This window comes from Escherichia sp. WS547 (genome assembly GCF_046486065.1).
Classification (GTDB): Bacteria; Pseudomonadota; Gammaproteobacteria; order Enterobacterales; family Enterobacteriaceae; genus Escherichia; species Escherichia coli.
Genome location: NZ_JBJQMA010000007.1, coordinates 118,231 through 136,807, shown reverse-complemented (window position 1 = coordinate 136,807; position 18,577 = coordinate 118,231). Strand labels below are relative to the sequence as shown.

Below are 18,577 nucleotides of genomic sequence, written 5' to 3'. Positions count from 1 at the left end.
TTTATAAAATGAACCTTCAATTTTATTTTTTATGAAAACAGCATTTCAATTTTATGGTTTCGTTTATACCGATGGTTTATGTGGAAATTGTCGAAGAGAGCAGATTTGCGCAACGCTGGGATCAGTCTTAAAAAGTAAAAAAATATATTTGCTTGAACGATTCACCGTTTTTTTCATCCGGTTAAATATGCAAAGATAAATGCGCAGAAATGTGTTTCTCAAACCGTTCATTTATCACAAAAGGATTGTTCGATGTCCAACAATGGCTCGTCACCGCTGGTGCTTTGGTATAACCAACTCGGCATGAATGATGTAGACAGGGTTGGGGGCAAAAATGCCTCCCTGGGTGAAATGATTACTAACCTTTCCGGAATGGGTGTTTCCGTTCCGAATGGTTTCGCCACAACCGCCGACGCGTTTAACCAGTTTCTGGACCAAAGCGGCGTAAACCAGCGCATTTATGAACTGCTGGATAAAACGGATATTGACGATGTTACCCAGCTTGCGAAAGCGGGCGCGCAAATCCGCCAGTGGATTATCGACACTCCCTTCCAGCCTGAGCTGGAAAACGCCATCCGCGAAGCCTATGCACAGCTTTCCGCCGATGACGAAAACGCCTCTTTTGCGGTGCGCTCCTCCGCCACCGCAGAAGATATGCCGGACGCTTCTTTTGCCGGTCAGCAGGAAACCTTCCTCAACGTTCAGGGTTTTGACGCCGTTCTCGTGGCAGTGAAGCATGTATTTGCTTCTCTGTTTAACGATCGCGCCATCTCTTATCGTGTGCACCAGGGTTACGATCACCGTGGTGTGGCGCTCTCCGCCGGTGTTCAGCGGATGGTGCGCTCTGACCTCGCATCATCTGGCGTGATGTTCTCCATTGATACCGAATCCGGCTTTGACCAGGTGGTGTTTATTACTTCCGCATGGGGCCTTGGTGAAATGGTCGTGCAGGGTGCGGTTAACCCGGATGAGTTTTACGTCCATAAACCGACACTGGCGGCGAATCGCCCGGCTATCGTGCGCCGCACCATGGGGTCGAAAAAAATCCGCATGGTTTACGCGCCGACCCAGGAGCACGGCAAGCAGGTTAAAATCGAAGACGTACCGCAGGAACAGCGTGACATCTTCTCGCTGACCAACGAAGAAGTGCAGGAACTGGCAAAACAGGCCGTACAAATTGAGAAACACTACGGTCGCCCAATGGATATTGAGTGGGCGAAAGATGGCCACACCGGCAAACTGTTCATTGTGCAGGCGCGTCCGGAAACCGTGCGCTCACGCGGTCAGGTCATGGAGCGTTATACGCTGCATTCACAGGGTAAGATTATCGCCGAAGGCCGTGCTATCGGTCATCGCATCGGCGCGGGTCCGGTGAAAGTCATCCATGACATCAGCGAAATGAACCGCATCGAACCTGGCGACGTGCTGGTTACTGACATGACCGACCCGGACTGGGAACCGATCATGAAGAAAGCATCTGCCATCGTCACCAACCGTGGCGGTCGTACCTGTCACGCGGCGATCATCGCTCGTGAACTGGGCATTCCGGCGGTAGTGGGCTGTGGAGATGCAACAGAACGGATGAAAGACGGTGAGAACGTCACTGTTTCTTGTGCCGAAGGTGATACCGGTTACGTCTATGCGGAGTTGCTGGAATTTAGCGTGAAAAGCTCCAGCGTAGAAACGATGCCGGATCTGCCGTTGAAAGTGATGATGAACGTCGGTAACCCGGACCGTGCTTTCGACTTCGCCTGCCTGCCGAACGAAGGCGTGGGCCTTGCGCGTCTGGAATTTATCATCAACCGTATGATTGGCGTCCACCCACGCGCACTGCTTGAGTTTGACGATCAGGAACCGCAGTTGCAAAACGAAATCCGCGAGATGATGAAAGGTTTTGATTCTCCGCGTGAATTTTACGTTGGTCGTCTGACTGAAGGGATCGCGACGCTGGGTGCCGCGTTTTATCCGAAGCGCGTCATTGTCCGTCTCTCTGATTTTAAATCGAACGAATATGCGAACCTGGTCGGTGGTGAGCGTTACGAGCCAGATGAAGAGAACCCGATGCTCGGCTTCCGTGGCGCGGGCCGCTATGTTTCCGACAGCTTCCGCGACTGCTTCGCGCTGGAGTGTGAAGCAGTGAAACGAGTGCGCAACGACATGGGGCTGACCAACGTTGAGATCATGATCCCGTTCGTGCGTACCGTAGATCAGGCGAAAGCGGTGGTTGAAGAACTGGCGCGTCAGGGGCTGAAACGTGGCGAGAACGGGCTGAAAATCATCATGATGTGTGAAATTCCGTCCAACGCCTTGCTGGCAGAGCAGTTCCTCGAATATTTCGACGGCTTCTCAATTGGCTCAAACGATATGACACAGCTGGCGCTCGGTCTGGATCGTGACTCCGGCGTGGTGTCTGAATTGTTCGATGAGCGCAACGATGCGGTGAAAGCATTGCTGTCGATGGCTATCCGTGCCGCGAAGAAACAGGGCAAATATGTCGGGATTTGCGGTCAGGGTCCGTCCGACCATGAAGACTTTGCCGCATGGTTGATGGAAGAGGGGATCGATAGCCTGTCTCTGAACCCGGACACCGTGGTGCAAACCTGGTTAAGCCTGGCTGAACTGAAGAAATAAAATAAATCCCCGGCGGCGTTCAGTCGCCGGGTTTATGTGATCCCCGAAGATGAAACTTATTCAATCTCTTCACAGACATCCTGCGTTAATCGCCGCATAATATCTTTTCTTAACAAAAACTTTTGTATTTTACCTGAGGCAGTGCGCGGTAGTTTTTCGATTACCACGATATGTTCAGGATATTTATATTTTGCGACCCGTTTACGGCTAAAAAAAGCCACCACCTCTTCCAGCGATAATGAATGATGCGGCGCTTTCAGCACGACATAAGCGCATGATCGTTCACCTAAACGTTCATCGGGCATTGCAACCACACAGGCATCGTGAATTTTAGGATGCTGCAATAAAATATCTTCCACTTCACGGCTGCTAATATTTTCGCCGCCGCGGACAATAATATCTTTTTTGCGTCCGGTAATTTTTATATAGCCAGCCTCATCCATACGGCAGAGATCGCCGCTGTAATACCAGCCTTCTTCATCCAGCGCACGGGCGGTTAATTCAGGTTCATCAAAATATCCCATAAACACATTGGGGCCACGCGAGGCTTCTTCACCTTCGCAACCTGGCGGTAAGGTCTTGCGTGCGTCATCGACCACTTTAATCTCTACACCTGCGGCAGCGTAACCATCGGTGTGCATAAAGCGCGACAAAGGATCATCGAGATTCACCACCGCATGCGGCGAACTTTCTGTGGAACCATAAACACTTAATAATTTAATGCCGAGCTGCTGGCATTCACGCGCCACTTTTTTGGGGATTGTGGTTCCGCCGCAAAGAAAGAAACGCAGCGCTGACAGGTCCGCGGGTTGTTTCTCTAGTACATTCAAAAGATCATAGACAAACGGCGTTGCGCCTAGCATACAGGTGCAACGCTGCTGCTCAAGCAGCGCGAGACACGCATCAGGAGTGAAAATATCTAACAACACGCTGCGAGCACCAATTAAAAATGGTGCTGTTACGCCATGCAGAAAGCCCGTTGCGTGACCAAGTGGCGCAGGCATCATAAAGACATCCTGCCAGGTCAGATTCAGCCGCGCGCAATAAGCCCGCTCACTGGCGAGAATATTGTTATGCGTTAGCATCACGCCCTTTGGCAGACCCTCGGTTCCGGAGGTAAACAGCACCGCGGCTAATTCATCGCCGTGGACCGTTATCGCCGTGGTCAGAGGAGTATTGTCGGCGATAATCTGACTTAATGAGAGAGCAGAGGTGGCGGGAGCCAGTTTGTCCACGCCGACAATTTGTTGTAGTTGTGGAAGCTGATTTTGCAGCGGCAGGATTAAATCTACCGGACGCGTTTGTTTAAACAACGTCGGAGCAAAGAACATTTTTGCCTGACACTTATTGAGCACCCATACCAGTTCTGCTTCCCGCCAGGAAGGCAACAGCGGCACGGAAACCGCACCGATTTTCAGGCAGGCAAGATAGATAACGGTAAATTCACACCAGCCAGGCAGTTGAAATGCGATGCGATCGCCTGATTCAATACCCTTCGCTAACATCCAGTTTGCCAGACAGCTCGCGGCGTGATCGAGCGCGCTATAGGTGTACGATGCACCATGATTATCGACCACGGCAATTTTGTCTGGCATCGCACGAGCGGTCTGCTGCCAGTAATCGGCCAGCGAAGCATCGCCCCATAGCCCTTGCTGACGATACGCCGCACGACGTTGTTCGTTAAACGTTAATGTCACTTTCATTTTGGACTCTCGAAACAGAGCATCAGGCCCGAGATGCGGGCCTGTGGGATGCATGATTAGCCGTAGCGAAAATCAATACCGAAGGTGCCTGCGGGATATTGCCACTGTTCGAGAATAGTGTTACCGCACAGCACCCGACAGGTGCCGCACTCCAGACAACCGGCAGAATCAAAATGAATGTTGCCGGCATCATCCTGCTTATAAAGTCCGGCAGGGCAGGCTTTCATTAATTTACGGAATTCATTGATATCGGGATTTGCCGCCAAAATGATATGCGGGTGGCCCTCATCAACATGGAATTTATTGACGCCTAATTTGATGTCGACGTTAACCGTAGCGTTCTGGCTCATAGCGCGGTTGCTCCCTTAATGCCATCTTTCAGCAAGTTGATCAGCCCAATTTTCTTCGCGTGTCCCATGATCATTTTGCGTACCGGCTGGTTTGGTTTGCCGTCAATGGTGAACATCTCGTTCATGATGTCGGCTACCATTCGTGGGTATTGGCTAAACAGGCGCGGGTTTTCCATCAGCGCCGGGATCTTGCGAAAATGCTGCATATCACGCATGACGCAGCTTTGTTCCAGCTCACGTTTGTATTGCGCAAGACTGCTGGCGGAGAAATCCTCGCGTTCTTTGGCGGCGATCACCGTTGTGGCGGCAGCCTGAGCCGATGCAATGGCTAAATCCATGCCACGAACTGTAAAACCCAAATTCAGGCAGAAGCCTGCGGCGTCACCAACGATCATCACGCCATCGTTAACCATCTGAGGCACCATTGCCAGACCGCCTTCTGGCACCATATGCGCGGAATATTCAAGCAACTTGCCGCCGCTAATCAGCGGGCGAATGGCGGGGTGTTGTTTAAAATCTTCCAGCATTTGCGGCACGCTTTTTTGCGCTTGGGCGATATCACCCAATCCACAAACCAGCCCCAACGATACGGAATCGTTGTTGGTATAGAGGAATCCGCCACCCATCAGGCCGTCAGAAGGGGAACCGGCAAACAGCCAGGCGGCACCTTCCTCGCCCGTAATATTAAAGCGATCGTTGATCTGTTCTGGTGTCAGGCCAATAACCTCTTTAACACCAACAGCGTAATGATGCGGATCGGAAGCGGGAACCATTCCCAGCGAACGGCCAAGCATTGAATTAACGCCATCTGCCAGAATCACCACATTGGCTTCGAGAATATCATCCCCAGCCTGCACGCCAGTTACCTTGTTTCCTTCACGAACCAGCGCATCGACGCGAACGCCTGGGATAAACTGCGCGCCCGCCTGCTCGGCTTGTTCCATCAACCACGGGTCCAGACGATTACGCAATACGGTATAAGATGCGTGTTGCGGAACATCTGGCTGCTCGCGGTGAAAATCGAGGGTAACGGCGCTTTCTTCGGTTAAGAAGGAGATTTTCTCGCGTGTGACCTTGCGTTCTACCGGCGCTGATGCTGCAAAGCCTGGAATGATTGCTTCAAGTGTGTGGGCATAAAGACGCCCGCCGGTCATGTTTTTACATCCGGCACTGTCGCCGCGTTCTATCACCAGGACATCCAGTCCGGCTCGCGCCATGACCAGTGCGGCAACGCTACCAGCAACGCCCGCACCGACCACAATGGCATCAAATTTGTCATCCGACATGCGTTATGCTCCCTTCCCGCTGCGTTTACAGCGGGAGATGTGGTTGAAAGGGGAATTAGCGGCTCAACTGGCTAATCAGGGCAGGGACGACTTTGTAGATATCGCCCACCAGACCGTAGTCGGCATAGTTGAAGATTGGCGCATTTTTATCTTTATTGATGGCGACAATCACTTTTGCGCCGTTGCCGCCAACCATATGTTGGATCTGCCCGGAGATCCCCAGCGTCAGGTAGAGATCGGATTTCAGCAACACGCCGGAGACACCGATATAACGTTCACGCTCCATCCAGTTCTCGCCTTCGGCAATTGGACGTGAACAGCCGACTTCAGCATTCAGCACCGCCGCCAGTTCGTGGACCATTTTCAGGTCATCCTGCGCTGCCAGACCACGACCGACGCCAACCACACGTTTTGCTTTGCTCAGGTCCACGCTGCTTGCCGCTTTCGCACGGCGTTCGCGACAGAGAATTTCATGACGCGGGGCAACATAAGGTACCGTTTCTGTCGGACACTGATGAGAGGTATCACTGGTGCACGGTTCCTGAACACCGGGCGCAAGGGTAATGATCGCCAGCGGGCTATTGATCTTTTCCTGTGCGAACGCTAACCCGCCATACATCCGGTGTTCGGCGCAAATGTGACCATCGACAATATCCACCGCAGTGGCATCGTTCACCAGCGCCGCATTCAGTTGCACACTTAACCGTGCTGCCAGAGCTTTACCGCGTTTCGTCGCGGCCAGCAGCAACATAGAAGGGTGTTTATCTTTCAGCAGGGCAGCAATGCTTTCGGCGTAATTTTCAGTACGTTGCAGCGCATCATTTTGCTCAAGAACATAAATACATTTTGGACCATAAGGCATAACTGCCTGCGCCTGGTCGGTATTTTGTACAATGGCATACACCTGTTGGCCCCATTGCTGCGCGCCGCCAAACAGTTCAGCATAACGTTCAGGATTATCGCTAAAGACCCAGACGCTGTTTAATTGACTCATCGTTTCTTCTCCGTAGGCTTCAGTTCAGGGCTTTTTTCAGATGTTCCGCCAGCTCGGCAATGGCCTCCGGCGAATCGTTATCGAGAATGATGTGCTTACGTTCTGTTTGCGGCGGTACGCGAATGCCGGTCAGTTCAGCAAGTGGTGCGCTCTGGCTCCAGCCAATGTCACTTGCCTGCCACTGATTTACCGGTTTTTTACCCGCGCCGAGAATGGCTTTCATCGAAGGAATGCGTGGCATGTTAATATCGGAGGTGACGCAGAGCACGGCTGGAACAGAGAGCTCAATAACTTCAACATCATCTTCAAGCGTGCGTTCAATCACCAGTGTATTGCCCTGACGCTGAATAGCACTCACTGCATTAATCACCGGAAGTTGCAGAATTTCTCCGACCAGCAAGCCAACCTGCTGGGCATAAAGGTCGCCGGAACCTTCACCAAAGATCAGTAAATCGAAGCCGATCTTTTCAACTGCTGCCGCCAGCGCCTTTGCGGTATCGAGAGGCAGTGCATGTTCAAGTTGCGCATCCTGCACCAAATACAGGCTATGTGGCCCGCGGGATAGCACGTCTTTGCGCACTTTCGAGTTCTGCAACAATGAGCCGCCAATGGTCAGCGCGGCTATCTCATCGTCATCTGTTGCAATCTGGCTTGCAGCTTCAATGGCATTGAGATCGAACTGGCTGATTTTGGCGTCGGCATTGTCGAAATTCAGGGTATATTCTGGAGTGACAACAATGTCCTGTTCTTCAGGCACCAGCTTAAAGCAGGTGATTATTTTCATGATTTCTCCTGTGAGTCGCATACGGAACCATCTCCGATGGAAGGTAAAAATGGCCTGAAAATAGTGTGCGATAGCAGTGCGGGGTTTTCGACGGAGCAAGCTGTTTTCCTTGCCAACAATCTTGCAAAAAAAATGCGATCGCTAAAACAAAAGTGCAATTTGCGGCAATGTTGTTATTCCATGACCGTACAATCTTGCATTCAGTGTAAATAATCTTGTTTAGCTCTCGCTAAACGCGGTTGTATAACCGCAATACACGCCGTATTTTATCCGGCATATATTGTTTTTGCTTGCTCATGGAATAGGGAGGTTGTCATGTATCAACGCTGTTTTGATAACGCCAGCGAAACGCTGTTTGTCGCCGGTAAAACGCCACGGCTTTCACGTTTTGCATTTAGCGATGATCCAAAATGGGAGTCCGGACATCACGTTCATGACAATGAAACCGAGCTGATTTACGTCAAGAAAGGGGTAGCAAGGTTTACCATCGATTCTTCGTTATATGTCGCGCACGCCGATGACATTGTGGTGATAGAACGTGGCAGGCTGCATGCGGTGGCCTCTGACGTTAACGATCCGGCAACGACGTGTACCTGTGCGCTGTACGGCTTTCAGTTTCAGGGGGCTGAGGAAAATCAGCTACTGCAACCGCATTCTTGCCCGGTAATTGCCGCAGGGCAGGGAAAAGAAGTCATTAAAACCTTATTTAATGAGCTAAGTGTGATTTTGCCGCAAAGTAAAAATAGCCAAACATCTTCGTTATGGGACGCATTTGCCTATACGTTAGCAATTCTTTACTATGAAAACTTTAAAAATGCTTATCGTTCGGAGCAGGGATATATTAAAAAAGATGTTCTGATAAAAGATATTCTTTTCTATCTGAATAATAACTATCGCGAAAAAATCACTTTAGAGCAGTTATCGAAAAAGTTTCGTGCCAGCGTCAGTTATATTTGCCATGAATTTACCAAAGAGTATCGCATTTCCCCTATTAACTATGTTATTCAACGGCGTATGACGGAAGCGAAATGGTCACTCACTAATACTGAATTATCACAGGCAGAGATCTCCTGGCGTGTGGGTTATGAAAATGTCGATCACTTTGCCAAACTGTTTTTGCGCCATGTCGGCTGTTCGCCCAGCGATTACCGCAGGCAATTTAAAAACTGTTTTGCGGAACAAGAAATCTTATCTGAATTTCCTCAACCGGTAAGTCTTGCCGGATAAATCTGGCGGCGCAGTTTGTTAAGAAGCTGCGCCGCCTGCAGATTATTTGTTCTGATAATCTTTCAGGATCTGCCGACCCGCTACGTAAATCATAATTTCGTCTGTACCGCCGCCGATACGTTCACAACGGACATCACGCCAGAAGCGAGAGACGCGCGCCTCATCGGTATAGCCCAGACCGCCCATGATTTGAATCGCATCATCAATAACTTCCATTGCGGTACGTGCGCAGTACAGTTTTGCCAGCGCCGCGCTGGTGCGCAGTGACTGATGCTGATCGGCTTGCCATGCCACTTTCAACACCATGTTGCGCATGTTGTCGATCTTAATCGCCATCAGCGCCAGTTTTTCCTGGATCATCTGGTTATGACCAATGGGCTTACCAAAAGCGATACGTTGGTTGGCATAGCGGGCGGCATCTTCAAAGGCACACTCGGCAAAGCCGGTGCTGCGCGCGGCGTTGATCAGGCGCTCCATCTCAAAGTTGTACATCACATTGAGGAAACCCATTCCTTCTTCGCCCACCATGTCGCTCTCTTCAACCTCCACGTTGTCGAGATAGACTTCGCAGGTGCTGAGCATATGCCAGCCGATTTTATGCAGCGGGTTAATCTTAATGCCGGGCTTACTGGAGTCGACCCACCACAGGGTGAAGGCTTTTTTGGGATCTTTCGGTTGCGGATCGCGCGCCAACACCAGCATATACGGGTACTCTTTCGCACCGGTAATAAAGGTTTTTTGTCCGTTGATGTAGACCTTGCCGTTTTTACGCGTGTAAGTGGTAGTGGCACTGTTGTTATCTGAGCCAGCACCTGGTTCCGTCAACGCCAGGGCATAGGCGGGATCACCCGTTTCCAGGGTGCTTTCTGCCGTTTTACGTAGCTGCTCTGCAGAACCGAAACGGCGCATACTGTGAATACATTGACCGTTGGTGATCAAAAATGCCGGAGCACCGCATTTTGACACTTCCATCAGCGCCAGCATTTGGGTGACGTAATCCGCAGGGATACCACCAAATTCTTCCGGCACGCCAAGCATGGAAATACCGTTATCCGCCAGCGCCCGCATAAACTCATGCGGATATGTCCCGTTTTGATCGCAGGTGCGGAAATACTCTTCCGGAAAGTTAGTCGTAATCAGTTCGCGAATACTGGCCAGCAGCAGTTCTTGTTCTTCAGTTAAAGAAAAATCCATCGTGATACTCCTGTTAATGAGCCGCTTCAGGCAGGACAAAACCCATCGCCGCATCGATAAATAATCTTTCGTCCATCAGTTTGAGTTCTGGCGAAATCACTGGGGTGAAGTCCATTTTGTCGAGAATATCTTTTTGTAAATCGACGCCAGGGGCGATTTCGATTAAATGCAGGCCGTCTTCTTTCAGCGTGAATACAGCACGTTCGGTGATGTAACGAACATCCAGTTCCCGTTCGAGCGCGATTTTTCCGCTAAAAGTAATTTCCGGTAGTTCCCGAATAAATTTATTTACCCGTCCTTCCTGGACGATATGCAATTTGCCATCGGCAATTTCTGTTTTTAAACTGCCCGCAGTTAACGTGCCGCAAAAAATAATTTTCTTCGAGGTGGCACTGATATCAATAAATCCACCGGTACCCATGATTTTGCCATTGAATTTATGCACGCCGACGTTACCGTGCTGGTCGACTTCAGCAAAACTCAAATAACAAACATCCAGACCACCACCGTGATAAAAATCAAACTGGGACGTCATATCCAGAATGGCACGGGTATTCACGTTCGCGCCAAAGGCGATCCCCTGTGAAGTAATTCCGCCAATCGGACCTGTTTCTACCGTCAGAATAAAGTCATCAGCACAACCTTCTTCCCGGGCGACCAGGCCAATACCGTCAGCAATACCGACGCCGACATTCCCCACCGCGCCTTTACGCATTTCGAATAATGCACGCCTCGCAACTAATTTACGTTGGTTTAGGGGCAGGCTAAGTTTGGTGCTGTCATCAAGGGTGAAGTCACCAGAAATAAAGCGGTTAACCGGCGCACCGCCATACAGTTGGCTTTGATCCGGATCGACCACCACAATATCCACCAGATAACCCGGAATACGGACAGATTTAGGATGCAGAGTGGCTTTCTTAACCATTTTCTGCACCTGCATCATCACAATACCGCCGTTATTGTGCACCGCCTGGGCAATAACCAATGCGTCGAGATACATCACCTCATCTTCAAAAGTGGCGTAGCCTTCACTGTCGCAGGTGGTAGCGCGAATGAAGGCGATATCTGGCGCAATCGCTTTGTAATAGAGATATTCTTTGTTATCAAACTCGACCAGTTTAATCAGGTCTTCTTTCGTGACTTCATTCAGTTTGCCGCCTTGCTGGCGTGGATCGACAAATGTCCCGATGCCAATATCACTAATAATACCAGGCTGGTGGGCTGCGGCGGCGCGTAAGGTTTGTGTAAGTACACCTTGTGGATAGTTATAAGCAATAATTTTATTTTGTTCTGCGAGTTCAGAAATACGCGGCGATTGTCCCCAGTGACCACATAATGCCCATTTCACCAGACCTTCTTGCGCCAGAGGACTAATACCACGGTCGGCGCGATCGCCAAGCCCTGTCGGACTAATAATCGATAAATTACGTGGCGTTTGAGTCTGTTTATATTTATCAGCAAGAGCTGTAATTAACGTGGTGGCTTCCAGAATACCGCCGCCAGCGCCTAACACACAAAGTGTTGCTTCGTCGGGAATATAATTCACCGCTTCCTGTGCCGACAGGACCGGCACTCGTCCATTAATACGAGGTGGTTTTACAGGTTTCATTGTTAATTCCTGATTCAGATGTGATTTTCCCTACGCCAGATGGAGAATTAGCGCACAGAGACTCACGAAATATTTTTATTAAATACGGTTAAATATATTTTTTAAGTTCGGCGGGGAGGGTGTTCCCGCCGAAATATTATTGCTTATGCCTGGTGTAAAATAGTTAATACCGTGCGTAAATCATTTACCGAGATTTGCCCTGGTGCAGAGGCTTTTTTTACCGCACCAAAAGTTGCCGCCGAGCCAAATACTTCACCAGCCAGACGAGAAATTACGCCAGTTTTTGCCATCGACATCGTGATGATTGGACGATCGGCATACTGCTCCTGCATCTCCAGGGTCGCGGTAAGCAACGTCAGCACATCGCTGGTACTTTGCGGCATCAGCGCAATCTTAGGAATATCGGCGTCGAAGGACTGCATTTTGCGCAGACGGGCAATGATTTCTTCGGCTTCCGGCGTTTTATGGAAGTCATGGTTGGACATGACAACTTTCACATCATGCGCGTGGGCGTAGGCGACGGTTTCTTTAACCTGATCATCGCCGGTAAATAACTCCAGATCGATCATATCAACCAGGCCGCTGTCGATGGCTGCACGATTGAGTGCAATATAAGCCTCGGTGGAAATCGCCTGCTCGCCGCCTTCTTTGGCACTGCGGAAGGTAAACAGCAGAGGTTTTTCTGGCATGGTTTCACGGAGAATTTTTGCCGCCGCCATGACAGAATCCACATTGGAGAGGTCGGCATAGTGGTCAACACGCCATTCCAGAATATCAAAGTCCGCTTCACGATAGGCGAGAGCTTCAGATTTCACGCTGGCGATATCTTTCGCCATCAGCGAGACGATGATTTTAGGTGCGCCCGTACCAATGACGAGATCTTTTACAGTTACGGTTTTCATTTTTTACCCTTTCTGCACGCGGTCAGCCTGTCAGGCACCGAACCCCATGACCTGTTTAACATATTCCAGAGGGAAATCTTTGCCAGTCCATAACGTGAACTGTTCAGCCCCTTGCCACAACAACATGCCGTATCCATCAATCGTTTTGCAACCAGCTTGTTGCGCCTGCTGCAATAACTTCGTCATATGCGGGTTATACACGCATTCAGTGACCAGAAGTCCCGGATGTAACAGACTGATATCATTAACCAATGATTCATTCTCAAGGGGTTTCATACCCACTTTTGTGCCATTGGTTAAAATGTCGGCGGAAGCCAGGGCTTCAGCAAAGGCTTGCTGATCGGCGAGATCGGTAACCGTGACGACACAATCGGTGTTTTCGTTAACCCGCTGCGCGAAGGCGAGGGCTTTATCGAAGAACTCATCCCGACGGTTAAAGAGTTTAATTTCTTTTAAACCTTCAATTGCCCCCTGCGCGCCAATCGCCGTTGAGGCACCTCCGGCCCCTAACAGCACCATCGTTTTGCCTTTGATATCAAAACCGCTCTCTTTAATGGCGCGAATATGGCCCGTGCCGTCGGTGTTATAGCCACGCAGATAGCCATCATCATTAACGATGGTGTTGATGGCACCCACCAGTTTGGCCGCTGGCGTTAATTCATCAACATATTCACACGCCAGTTGTTTGTTCGGCATTGATACACCAGTTCCGCGCATTTTGAGGGCTTTTAATCCTTCAATTGCTCCGGGAAAACTATCGTTATCCACTTCAAAAGCCATATAGGTAAATGGCAATCCCGCTTTTTCTAAGGCTTTATTCTGCATTTCAGGCGATAAACTGTGGCGGATGGGATATGCCATCAGCCCAATCAATTCGTATTTTGCGGTAACATCCATAATTAACTCCTTTAACCTCTATGCTTAATTGTGTTTAACCGGGTGCTAAATTTACGCTCGCCAAACCGCACATCATTTTCAGGAATAATGAAAACGCGGTAATAGCGGATAAAGACAATAATTGCGGTAATCAGGGCCAGCAGCGCGAAAGTAAAATCGAGAGCAATGATATATTGCAGGCCGATGTTCGACAGATAACCGGTAATCAGCGGAATAACAAAATTAGCCAGTCCACCCATCATCATATATATACTGGTGACTTTGGCTTTGCTTTTTGGGAAAAACTCTGACATGACCGAAACGCCGAGCTGTAAAATGCCGCCAGCTGCTGAGAAACCGATAACAAAGGCTCCGGCATTACACACCAATGGAGAAGGGTACAGGTAGATAATGGCAGCTGTTATTGTTGCCAGTGCAGAGTTAAATACATTAGCCCAGATGGGCCGGACCATTTTTTTCAGCAGTGCGGCAAAAATAAAGACACAGACCAACGAGCCCATACTGTAATAAGAGATGGTTTTTAATGCCTCAGCTTCTGACATACCAGCAAAAGCCATCGCATATTTGGGCATCCACACCACAATCACATAAAAGGTCGAGAATGCGGCTACACCGAACAGTACTGATGAAACACCTTCCAGCCAGACTAACGGTTTGCTGTTCATTTGCGGTAATTCATTAGCTACGCTGGCGTCCACCAACTGGCTGGGGAATTTGCTTTTCAACAGCATCAGTGTGATCAGTACAAACAGAATACCCGGAATAATCAGCCCATAGCCGTACCAGATGTTATTGAGCAACATATAGCTCACCAGCATTGGGTAGAACATTTGCCCGAATGACACCATCGCTTTAACCAGTATGACCGCCGAACCAGAGGCTTTCGGAAAGCATTCCATGAGCGCGGGGTAGCCACCCGTATCCAGCGCTGAGTTAGCGATACCTACGCACACTGCCAGACAGTAGGCGAGAGTTAAATTCGGGCAAGCGGGAATACCAAAGAAGAATAGCAGATACATTATTACTGCCATTAATATCACCGCCCGACGACCAAACTTATCGGAGATCACACCGAAGAATAAAATACTGATCAATCGCCCCAAACCGATACCGGAAATTAAATAGGCAATGCCCGCGTTGTCAGTGGAAAACTTTTCTGCCAGAGATGACATATTTTGGGCAAGCGTAATAACACTAATGCCGTGCAGGAAATAGCTGAAGTAAATACAAAGAACAGCCAGGATAAATGGCGTGCTGAAAGCCTTATTTTGAGACATTTTCACAGCTCCTTGCTGAAAGATAATTTCGTTACCGTACGTATTGTTCTCCGACGGTTCACATAATTACTATACTGAAGATGATTTTCCCTGGGTACATGGCATAAAGTTTATGTTTCCAGGAATATTGCATGTCATAGTTTGTTTTTTATCGCGATTTTCGTTAGTTGGCGCAGAAAGAGTTATTTATCCGTAAGATCTTGCATGACCTGAAAAGAATATTGCATTACCCACCCGGAGCGACATTTTCCTTTAGCGAGTGATGCTGCGTTTCTTTGCGGCTGCGTAAGCCGATAAACAGTGCCAGTAAAAAGCCGATGGCAGCGATGGCGGTATCGAACCACATAATATCGGCAATACTTCTTTGGGACAGATGAGCCGTAATCAACGGAATAGTAAAGGTCGCAATACTGCCCGCACTGTAATAGATCCCTGTAGCTTTACCTTTAGCGTAGGGGAAACGTTCAGCCATTAATGTCAGGCCAATTTGCACAACACCTCCAGCAGAGGTAAAACCAATGACAAAAGCAAATATTATCACCACATAAAATGTGGGATGCAGGCAGACGGTAAACAGAGCAGTAAATGAGATAAAGGTGTACAGCATGAGTAATGTTGTTGCTCGAACGGTATTACGAATGAGTGGAGCGGTAATAAATACACAAAGCAGCGAACCCACGGTGTAGATACTGAGTAGTTTGATCGACATAGTGTATGACATGCCTGCAACAAATTGTCCGTACTGTGCCAGCCACTGGCTAACCAGATAAAACGTTGCCATTGAGATATAGCCATATAAGGTATAACTGGCTAAATCGATTATTGAGCAGCGATGTTCCGTAGAGCTGGTGGTTTTCTTTATGACAGGTAAGCGACGACCCGGATGGGGTGGGAACGTACAACGGTATAAAAACAGAGCGTTAATAAACATAATGCCTGCGGCAATCATAAAGGACCAACCGAACCACAGTTCAGCCCACACTAACAGGCTAATGATTAGCGGTAATAAAAATTGCCCGCTGGAAACAAATGCTTTAATTAAAATATTGGCTGTACCCGGTGAGCGTGGAAAAGCTTCCATCAAACTGGGATAGGTGCCTGCATCGAGAAAACTGTTTGCCATTCCCGCCAGAAAGCCAAAAACATAAGCGATAATGATGTTATTGGTGTGCAGGATGCCAAAAAAGAAGGCCATATAGCAACACATCCCGAGCATGATAAAAGGGCGGCGACCAAAGCGATCGGATAATAATCCTGCAAAAAGCAAGACACTTAATCGACCAATACCCAGCGATGAGATAACTATTGAGACGCCTGCGGCATTAGTCTGCCAAAGCGTCTCCAGCGAGGCCATATTCAGGCTCATCAAAATGACGCCCATACCATGCACCAGGTAATTAAAATACAACCCCAGTGCGGTAGGGAAATAGGGATTTTTCATAGGTTCTACTTAGCAAAGGTGCTTTAAAAAGTGAAGCGATGTTGTGTCAGCATCCGTTCATTATTGTTGTAACAACGACAATTCCTTTCTTTGGAAAATTAACAAAGGCGCTCCAGATCGTGTGCATATAATTCAGCGGCTACCGATTGATAGATCTTCCAGTCAATAAAATTGCCATCAGGGTAGACTTGTTGAAACGCGGTTAAGTCGGGGAAAAAACGCATGGTGTTGTTGCCGATGCGGTTATTTATTTTCTCTATGATGGCATGAAGATGTTTTTTTCTTTGCTGACGCATAGCCAACAGTTGCTCGACTACACGATCAGGAATGGCGTATTTGCCATTTTCCCACTGACGCCAGCTTTCACTGTCACCGGTCTGGGCAATCCAGGTCGCGCATTCATCAATAGTCATGGCAAAAATATGGCGGAGTGCCTGGAGTTCATAAGCGTTCATCGTGTAATGGCTGCATGAAATAAACAATAAAATATAAATAACATTATCAGCCTGCTGACGGCTTGAAGAGAGTCACAGTATCTTGTGCAACATTATTGGAAAGCGTGAGGGGCGAGGTAGCGAAGCGGAAAAATGTTAAAAAAAAGCCCATCGTGGGAGATGGGCAAAGACTACACACAGCAATTCGTTGTTTCACTCAGGGGATTTCCATGCTTATAAATCAATATGTTGATTTATAACCGTGAGCTAATAGTAGGCATACGGACTTTTTGCGTCGATCAGATTCGTCTCATTAGTTTAAAAACTGTAAAGAATTTGCGACAGGTACTACCAGCTGAATGGCGGTAAGCAGGAAAATATGGGGAAGAGCAAGCAAATATCAATTAGCAGGGGTTAACAATCAGGCGGCAGAGCCGCCTGATGAGAAATTACTTATTCGGTTTCTCGATTTCGCCAAGTTCTTCGAGAACTTCTTCCGGTTGGTCAGTCGGCGGTGGGACTTCTTCCACCCACGCGGCAAAAAGACGCCAGGAAACGGCTAACAGAACCGGACCAATAAACAGGCCGATCATCCCGAAAGCAATCAAACCACCAATAACGCCAGAGAGAATCAGGATCAGCGGTAAATCGGCACCCATGCGAATTAACATTGGGCGGATGACGTTATCCAGCGTGCCAACCACACCGCTCCACACTAACAATACCGTTCCCCAGGTGGTATCGCCAGTCCAGTAGAGCCAGATAATCGCCGGAATCAGTACCGGCAACGGTCCAAGCTGGACAAGGCAGGAGAGGATCATTAACACCGTGAGCAAAGTTGCATAAGGTACGCCGGATACGGCGAGGCCGATACCGCCAAGCACTGCCTGTACTAACGCTGTCACCACAACACCCAGCGCCACCGCGCGGATAGCTTGTGCCGCCAGCAGCACGGCGGCATCTCCACGAACGCCTGCCAGACGGGTTGCAAAATGGCGAATGCCTTGCGCCACTTGTTCACCGCGCCAGTACAGCAGGGCGCTGAAGAGAAGCATCAGCGCACAATGCACCATAAAGCGCCCGATATGCGCCGCCTGCCCAACGAACCAGGTGGTGGTGGTGCCAATATAAGGACGGACTTTTGCCATGATCGCCGTCCCCCCCATATCCAGCAAGTTGTGCCAGCCTGCATACAGCTTCGCGCCAATCACCGGAATGGTATTAAGCCACGCCAGATCGGGTAACGTCATGTCACCGCTGGAAATGGCTTTAATTAGCGGGCCGCTGCCGTCGACGATACTGTTAACCAGCAAGGCAATAGGGATGATAAACACCATCACTAATAACAGCGTCATCACCAGAACGGCGAGAGAGCGGCGACCAAACATGATCTTTTGCAAACGTAACAATACCGGCCAGGTGGCGATAACCACCGTACCAGCCCATGCAAAGCCGAGAATAAAGGGTTGTACAATCCACAGACATGCCACAATCATGATGGCTAAAAAAAGCACCGAAAGCAGAATTTGTGCGACATCCCTGGGCTGACGAACATTTACCATAACTACTTTTCACCTTTTTTGTGCGTCAAATCGTCGACGCGACGTGAACACGCGAAACTCACCTGCATAATGATGAGCAATTTCAGCGGTTTTTAACAGGCCGATTCTGCCCTTAATTCTGATGGGCGTGTTAGAAAAAAATGTGGTACAACAACTCAGGCAACACGCAAACGATTTACTCGTCGTATTTCAAGTTGCATGTGCTGCGGCTACGTTCGTTCACCCCAGTCACTTACTATTGTAAGCTCCTGGAGTTCACTCGCTTGCCGCCTTCCTGCAACTCGAA

Annotated in this window: 15 protein-coding genes and 1 other RNA gene; 2 read left to right on the top strand and 14 right to left on the bottom strand. The window is 49.1% G+C overall.

The window, feature by feature from the left end; genetic code table 11:
- Window positions 1-252 precede the first annotated feature (252 nt).
- Window positions 253-2,631, top strand: a complete 2,379-nt coding sequence (gene ppsA, locus ACJHWK_RS08705) for a phosphoenolpyruvate synthase (protein ID WP_000069375.1) — start codon at window positions 253-255, stop codon at window positions 2,629-2,631.
- Between the two features lie 56 nt (window positions 2,632-2,687).
- Here the strand turns inward: ppsA and fadK are convergent, their stop codons facing one another.
- From fadK to ACJHWK_RS08680, 5 genes are read right to left on the bottom strand one after another with little or no spacing between them, the layout of a single operon-like run.
- The gene (gene fadK / locus ACJHWK_RS08700; protein ID WP_001520624.1) at window positions 2,688-4,334 is read right to left on the bottom strand and encodes a medium-chain fatty-acid--CoA ligase; all 1,647 of its coding nucleotides are present in this window, start codon (window positions 4,332-4,334) and stop codon (window positions 2,688-2,690) included.
- Between the two features lie 56 nt (window positions 4,335-4,390).
- Window positions 4,391-4,684, bottom strand: coding sequence for a ferredoxin family protein (locus tag ACJHWK_RS08695; protein WP_000081071.1), 294 nt, complete (start codon window positions 4,682-4,684; stop codon window positions 4,391-4,393).
- Window positions 4,681-5,970, bottom strand: coding sequence for an FAD-dependent oxidoreductase (locus tag ACJHWK_RS08690; RefSeq protein WP_001520622.1), 1,290 nt, complete (start codon window positions 5,968-5,970; stop codon window positions 4,681-4,683). The genes ACJHWK_RS08695 and ACJHWK_RS08690 overlap by 4 nt, the downstream gene beginning before the upstream one ends.
- A 55-nt stretch (window positions 5,971-6,025) precedes the next feature.
- The gene (locus ACJHWK_RS08685) at window positions 6,026-6,964 is read right to left on the bottom strand and encodes an electron transfer flavoprotein subunit alpha (RefSeq protein WP_000080714.1); all 939 of its coding nucleotides are present in this window, start codon (window positions 6,962-6,964) and stop codon (window positions 6,026-6,028) included.
- A gap of 19 nt (window positions 6,965-6,983) precedes the next feature.
- Window positions 6,984-7,748, bottom strand: a complete 765-nt coding sequence (locus ACJHWK_RS08680) for an electron transfer flavoprotein (RefSeq protein ID WP_000692117.1) — start codon at window positions 7,746-7,748, stop codon at window positions 6,984-6,986.
- Between the two features lie 315 nt (window positions 7,749-8,063).
- On the opposite strand from ACJHWK_RS08680, the gene ACJHWK_RS08675 reads away from it, so the two are divergent.
- Window positions 8,064-8,975, top strand: coding sequence for an AraC family transcriptional regulator (locus tag ACJHWK_RS08675; protein ID WP_000284798.1), 912 nt, complete (start codon window positions 8,064-8,066; stop codon window positions 8,973-8,975).
- A 42-nt stretch (window positions 8,976-9,017) separates the two neighbouring features.
- Here the strand turns inward: ACJHWK_RS08675 and ACJHWK_RS08670 are convergent, their stop codons facing one another.
- The 9 genes from ACJHWK_RS08670 to ydiK form a co-directional block, all read right to left on the bottom strand.
- Window positions 9,018-10,169, bottom strand: coding sequence for an acyl-CoA dehydrogenase (locus ACJHWK_RS08670; protein WP_001520619.1), 1,152 nt, complete (start codon window positions 10,167-10,169; stop codon window positions 9,018-9,020).
- Window positions 10,170-10,182: 13 nt separating this feature from the next.
- Window positions 10,183-11,778, bottom strand: coding sequence for an acyl CoA:acetate/3-ketoacid CoA transferase (locus ACJHWK_RS08665; RefSeq protein WP_000805690.1), 1,596 nt, complete (start codon window positions 11,776-11,778; stop codon window positions 10,183-10,185).
- 143 nt (window positions 11,779-11,921) lie between these two features.
- Window positions 11,922-12,680: a type I 3-dehydroquinate dehydratase gene (aroD, locus tag ACJHWK_RS08660; RefSeq protein WP_001520616.1), complete on the bottom strand. Its 759-nt coding sequence runs from the start codon at window positions 12,678-12,680 to the stop codon at window positions 11,922-11,924.
- A gap of 30 nt (window positions 12,681-12,710) precedes the next feature.
- A complete protein-coding gene (gene ydiB / locus ACJHWK_RS08655; protein ID WP_000383469.1) occupies window positions 12,711-13,577 on the bottom strand; it encodes a quinate/shikimate dehydrogenase in 867 nt (288 codons plus the stop codon).
- 11 nt (window positions 13,578-13,588) lie between these two features.
- Window positions 13,589-14,854: an MFS transporter gene (locus ACJHWK_RS08650; RefSeq protein WP_001328865.1), complete on the bottom strand. Its 1,266-nt coding sequence runs from the start codon at window positions 14,852-14,854 to the stop codon at window positions 13,589-13,591.
- A 226-nt stretch (window positions 14,855-15,080) separates the two neighbouring features.
- Window positions 15,081-16,295 carry an MFS transporter gene (locus ACJHWK_RS08645; RefSeq protein WP_410234820.1) on the bottom strand — a complete coding sequence of 405 codons (1,215 nt, stop codon included), beginning with the start codon at window positions 16,293-16,295 and terminating at the stop codon, window positions 15,081-15,083.
- Window positions 16,296-16,393: 98 nt separating this feature from the next.
- Entirely contained in the window at window positions 16,394-16,750 is a 357-nt protein-coding gene (locus ACJHWK_RS08640; protein ID WP_001308680.1) for a YdiL family protein, read from the bottom strand.
- 135 nt (window positions 16,751-16,885) lie between these two features.
- Window positions 16,886-16,993: antisense sRNA RprA (gene rprA / locus ACJHWK_RS08635), an RNA gene on the bottom strand.
- Window positions 16,994-17,178: 185 nt separating this feature from the next.
- The gene (ydiK, locus tag ACJHWK_RS08630) at window positions 17,179-18,291 is read right to left on the bottom strand and encodes an AI-2E family transporter YdiK (RefSeq protein WP_000248640.1); all 1,113 of its coding nucleotides are present in this window, start codon (window positions 18,289-18,291) and stop codon (window positions 17,179-17,181) included.
- Window positions 18,292-18,577 lie beyond the last annotated feature (286 nt).

What these genes read in the sequence shown, in the direction of transcription:
- ACJHWK_RS08670 (WP_001520619.1), bottom strand. Translation starts at nt 10,169, where the DNA reads ATGGATTTTTCTTTAACTGAAGAACAAGAACTGCTGCTGGCCAGTATT.
- ACJHWK_RS08680 (WP_000692117.1), bottom strand. Translation starts at nt 7,748, where the DNA reads ATGAAAATAATCACCTGCTTTAAGCTGGTGCCTGAAGAACAGGACATT.
- ACJHWK_RS08690 (WP_001520622.1), bottom strand. Translation starts at nt 5,970, where the DNA reads ATGTCGGATGACAAATTTGATGCCATTGTGGTCGGTGCGGGCGTTGCT.
- ACJHWK_RS08675 (WP_000284798.1), top strand. Translation starts at nt 8,064, where the DNA reads ATGTATCAACGCTGTTTTGATAACGCCAGCGAAACGCTGTTTGTCGCC.
- ydiB (WP_000383469.1), bottom strand. Translation starts at nt 13,577, where the DNA reads ATGGATGTTACCGCAAAATACGAATTGATTGGGCTGATGGCATATCCC.
- fadK (WP_001520624.1), bottom strand. Translation starts at nt 4,334, where the DNA reads ATGAAAGTGACATTAACGTTTAACGAACAACGTCGTGCGGCGTATCGT.
- ppsA (WP_000069375.1), top strand. Translation starts at nt 253, where the DNA reads ATGTCCAACAATGGCTCGTCACCGCTGGTGCTTTGGTATAACCAACTC.
- ACJHWK_RS08665 (WP_000805690.1), bottom strand. Translation starts at nt 11,778, where the DNA reads ATGAAACCTGTAAAACCACCTCGTATTAATGGACGAGTGCCGGTCCTG.
- ACJHWK_RS08645 (WP_410234820.1), bottom strand. Translation starts at nt 16,295, where the DNA reads ATGAAAAATCCCTATTTCCCTACCGCACTGGGGTTGTATTTTAATTAC.
- ACJHWK_RS08685 (WP_000080714.1), bottom strand. Translation starts at nt 6,964, where the DNA reads ATGAGTCAATTAAACAGCGTCTGGGTCTTTAGCGATAATCCTGAACGT.
- ACJHWK_RS08640 (WP_001308680.1), bottom strand. Translation starts at nt 16,750, where the DNA reads ATGAACGCTTATGAACTCCAGGCACTCCGCCATATTTTTGCCATGACT.
- ydiK (WP_000248640.1), bottom strand. Translation starts at nt 18,291, where the DNA reads ATGGTAAATGTTCGTCAGCCCAGGGATGTCGCACAAATTCTGCTTTCG.
- ACJHWK_RS08695 (WP_000081071.1), bottom strand. Translation starts at nt 4,684, where the DNA reads ATGAGCCAGAACGCTACGGTTAACGTCGACATCAAATTAGGCGTCAAT.
- ACJHWK_RS08650 (WP_001328865.1), bottom strand. Translation starts at nt 14,854, where the DNA reads ATGTCTCAAAATAAGGCTTTCAGCACGCCATTTATCCTGGCTGTTCTT.
- aroD (WP_001520616.1), bottom strand. Translation starts at nt 12,680, where the DNA reads ATGAAAACCGTAACTGTAAAAGATCTCGTCATTGGTACGGGCGCACCT.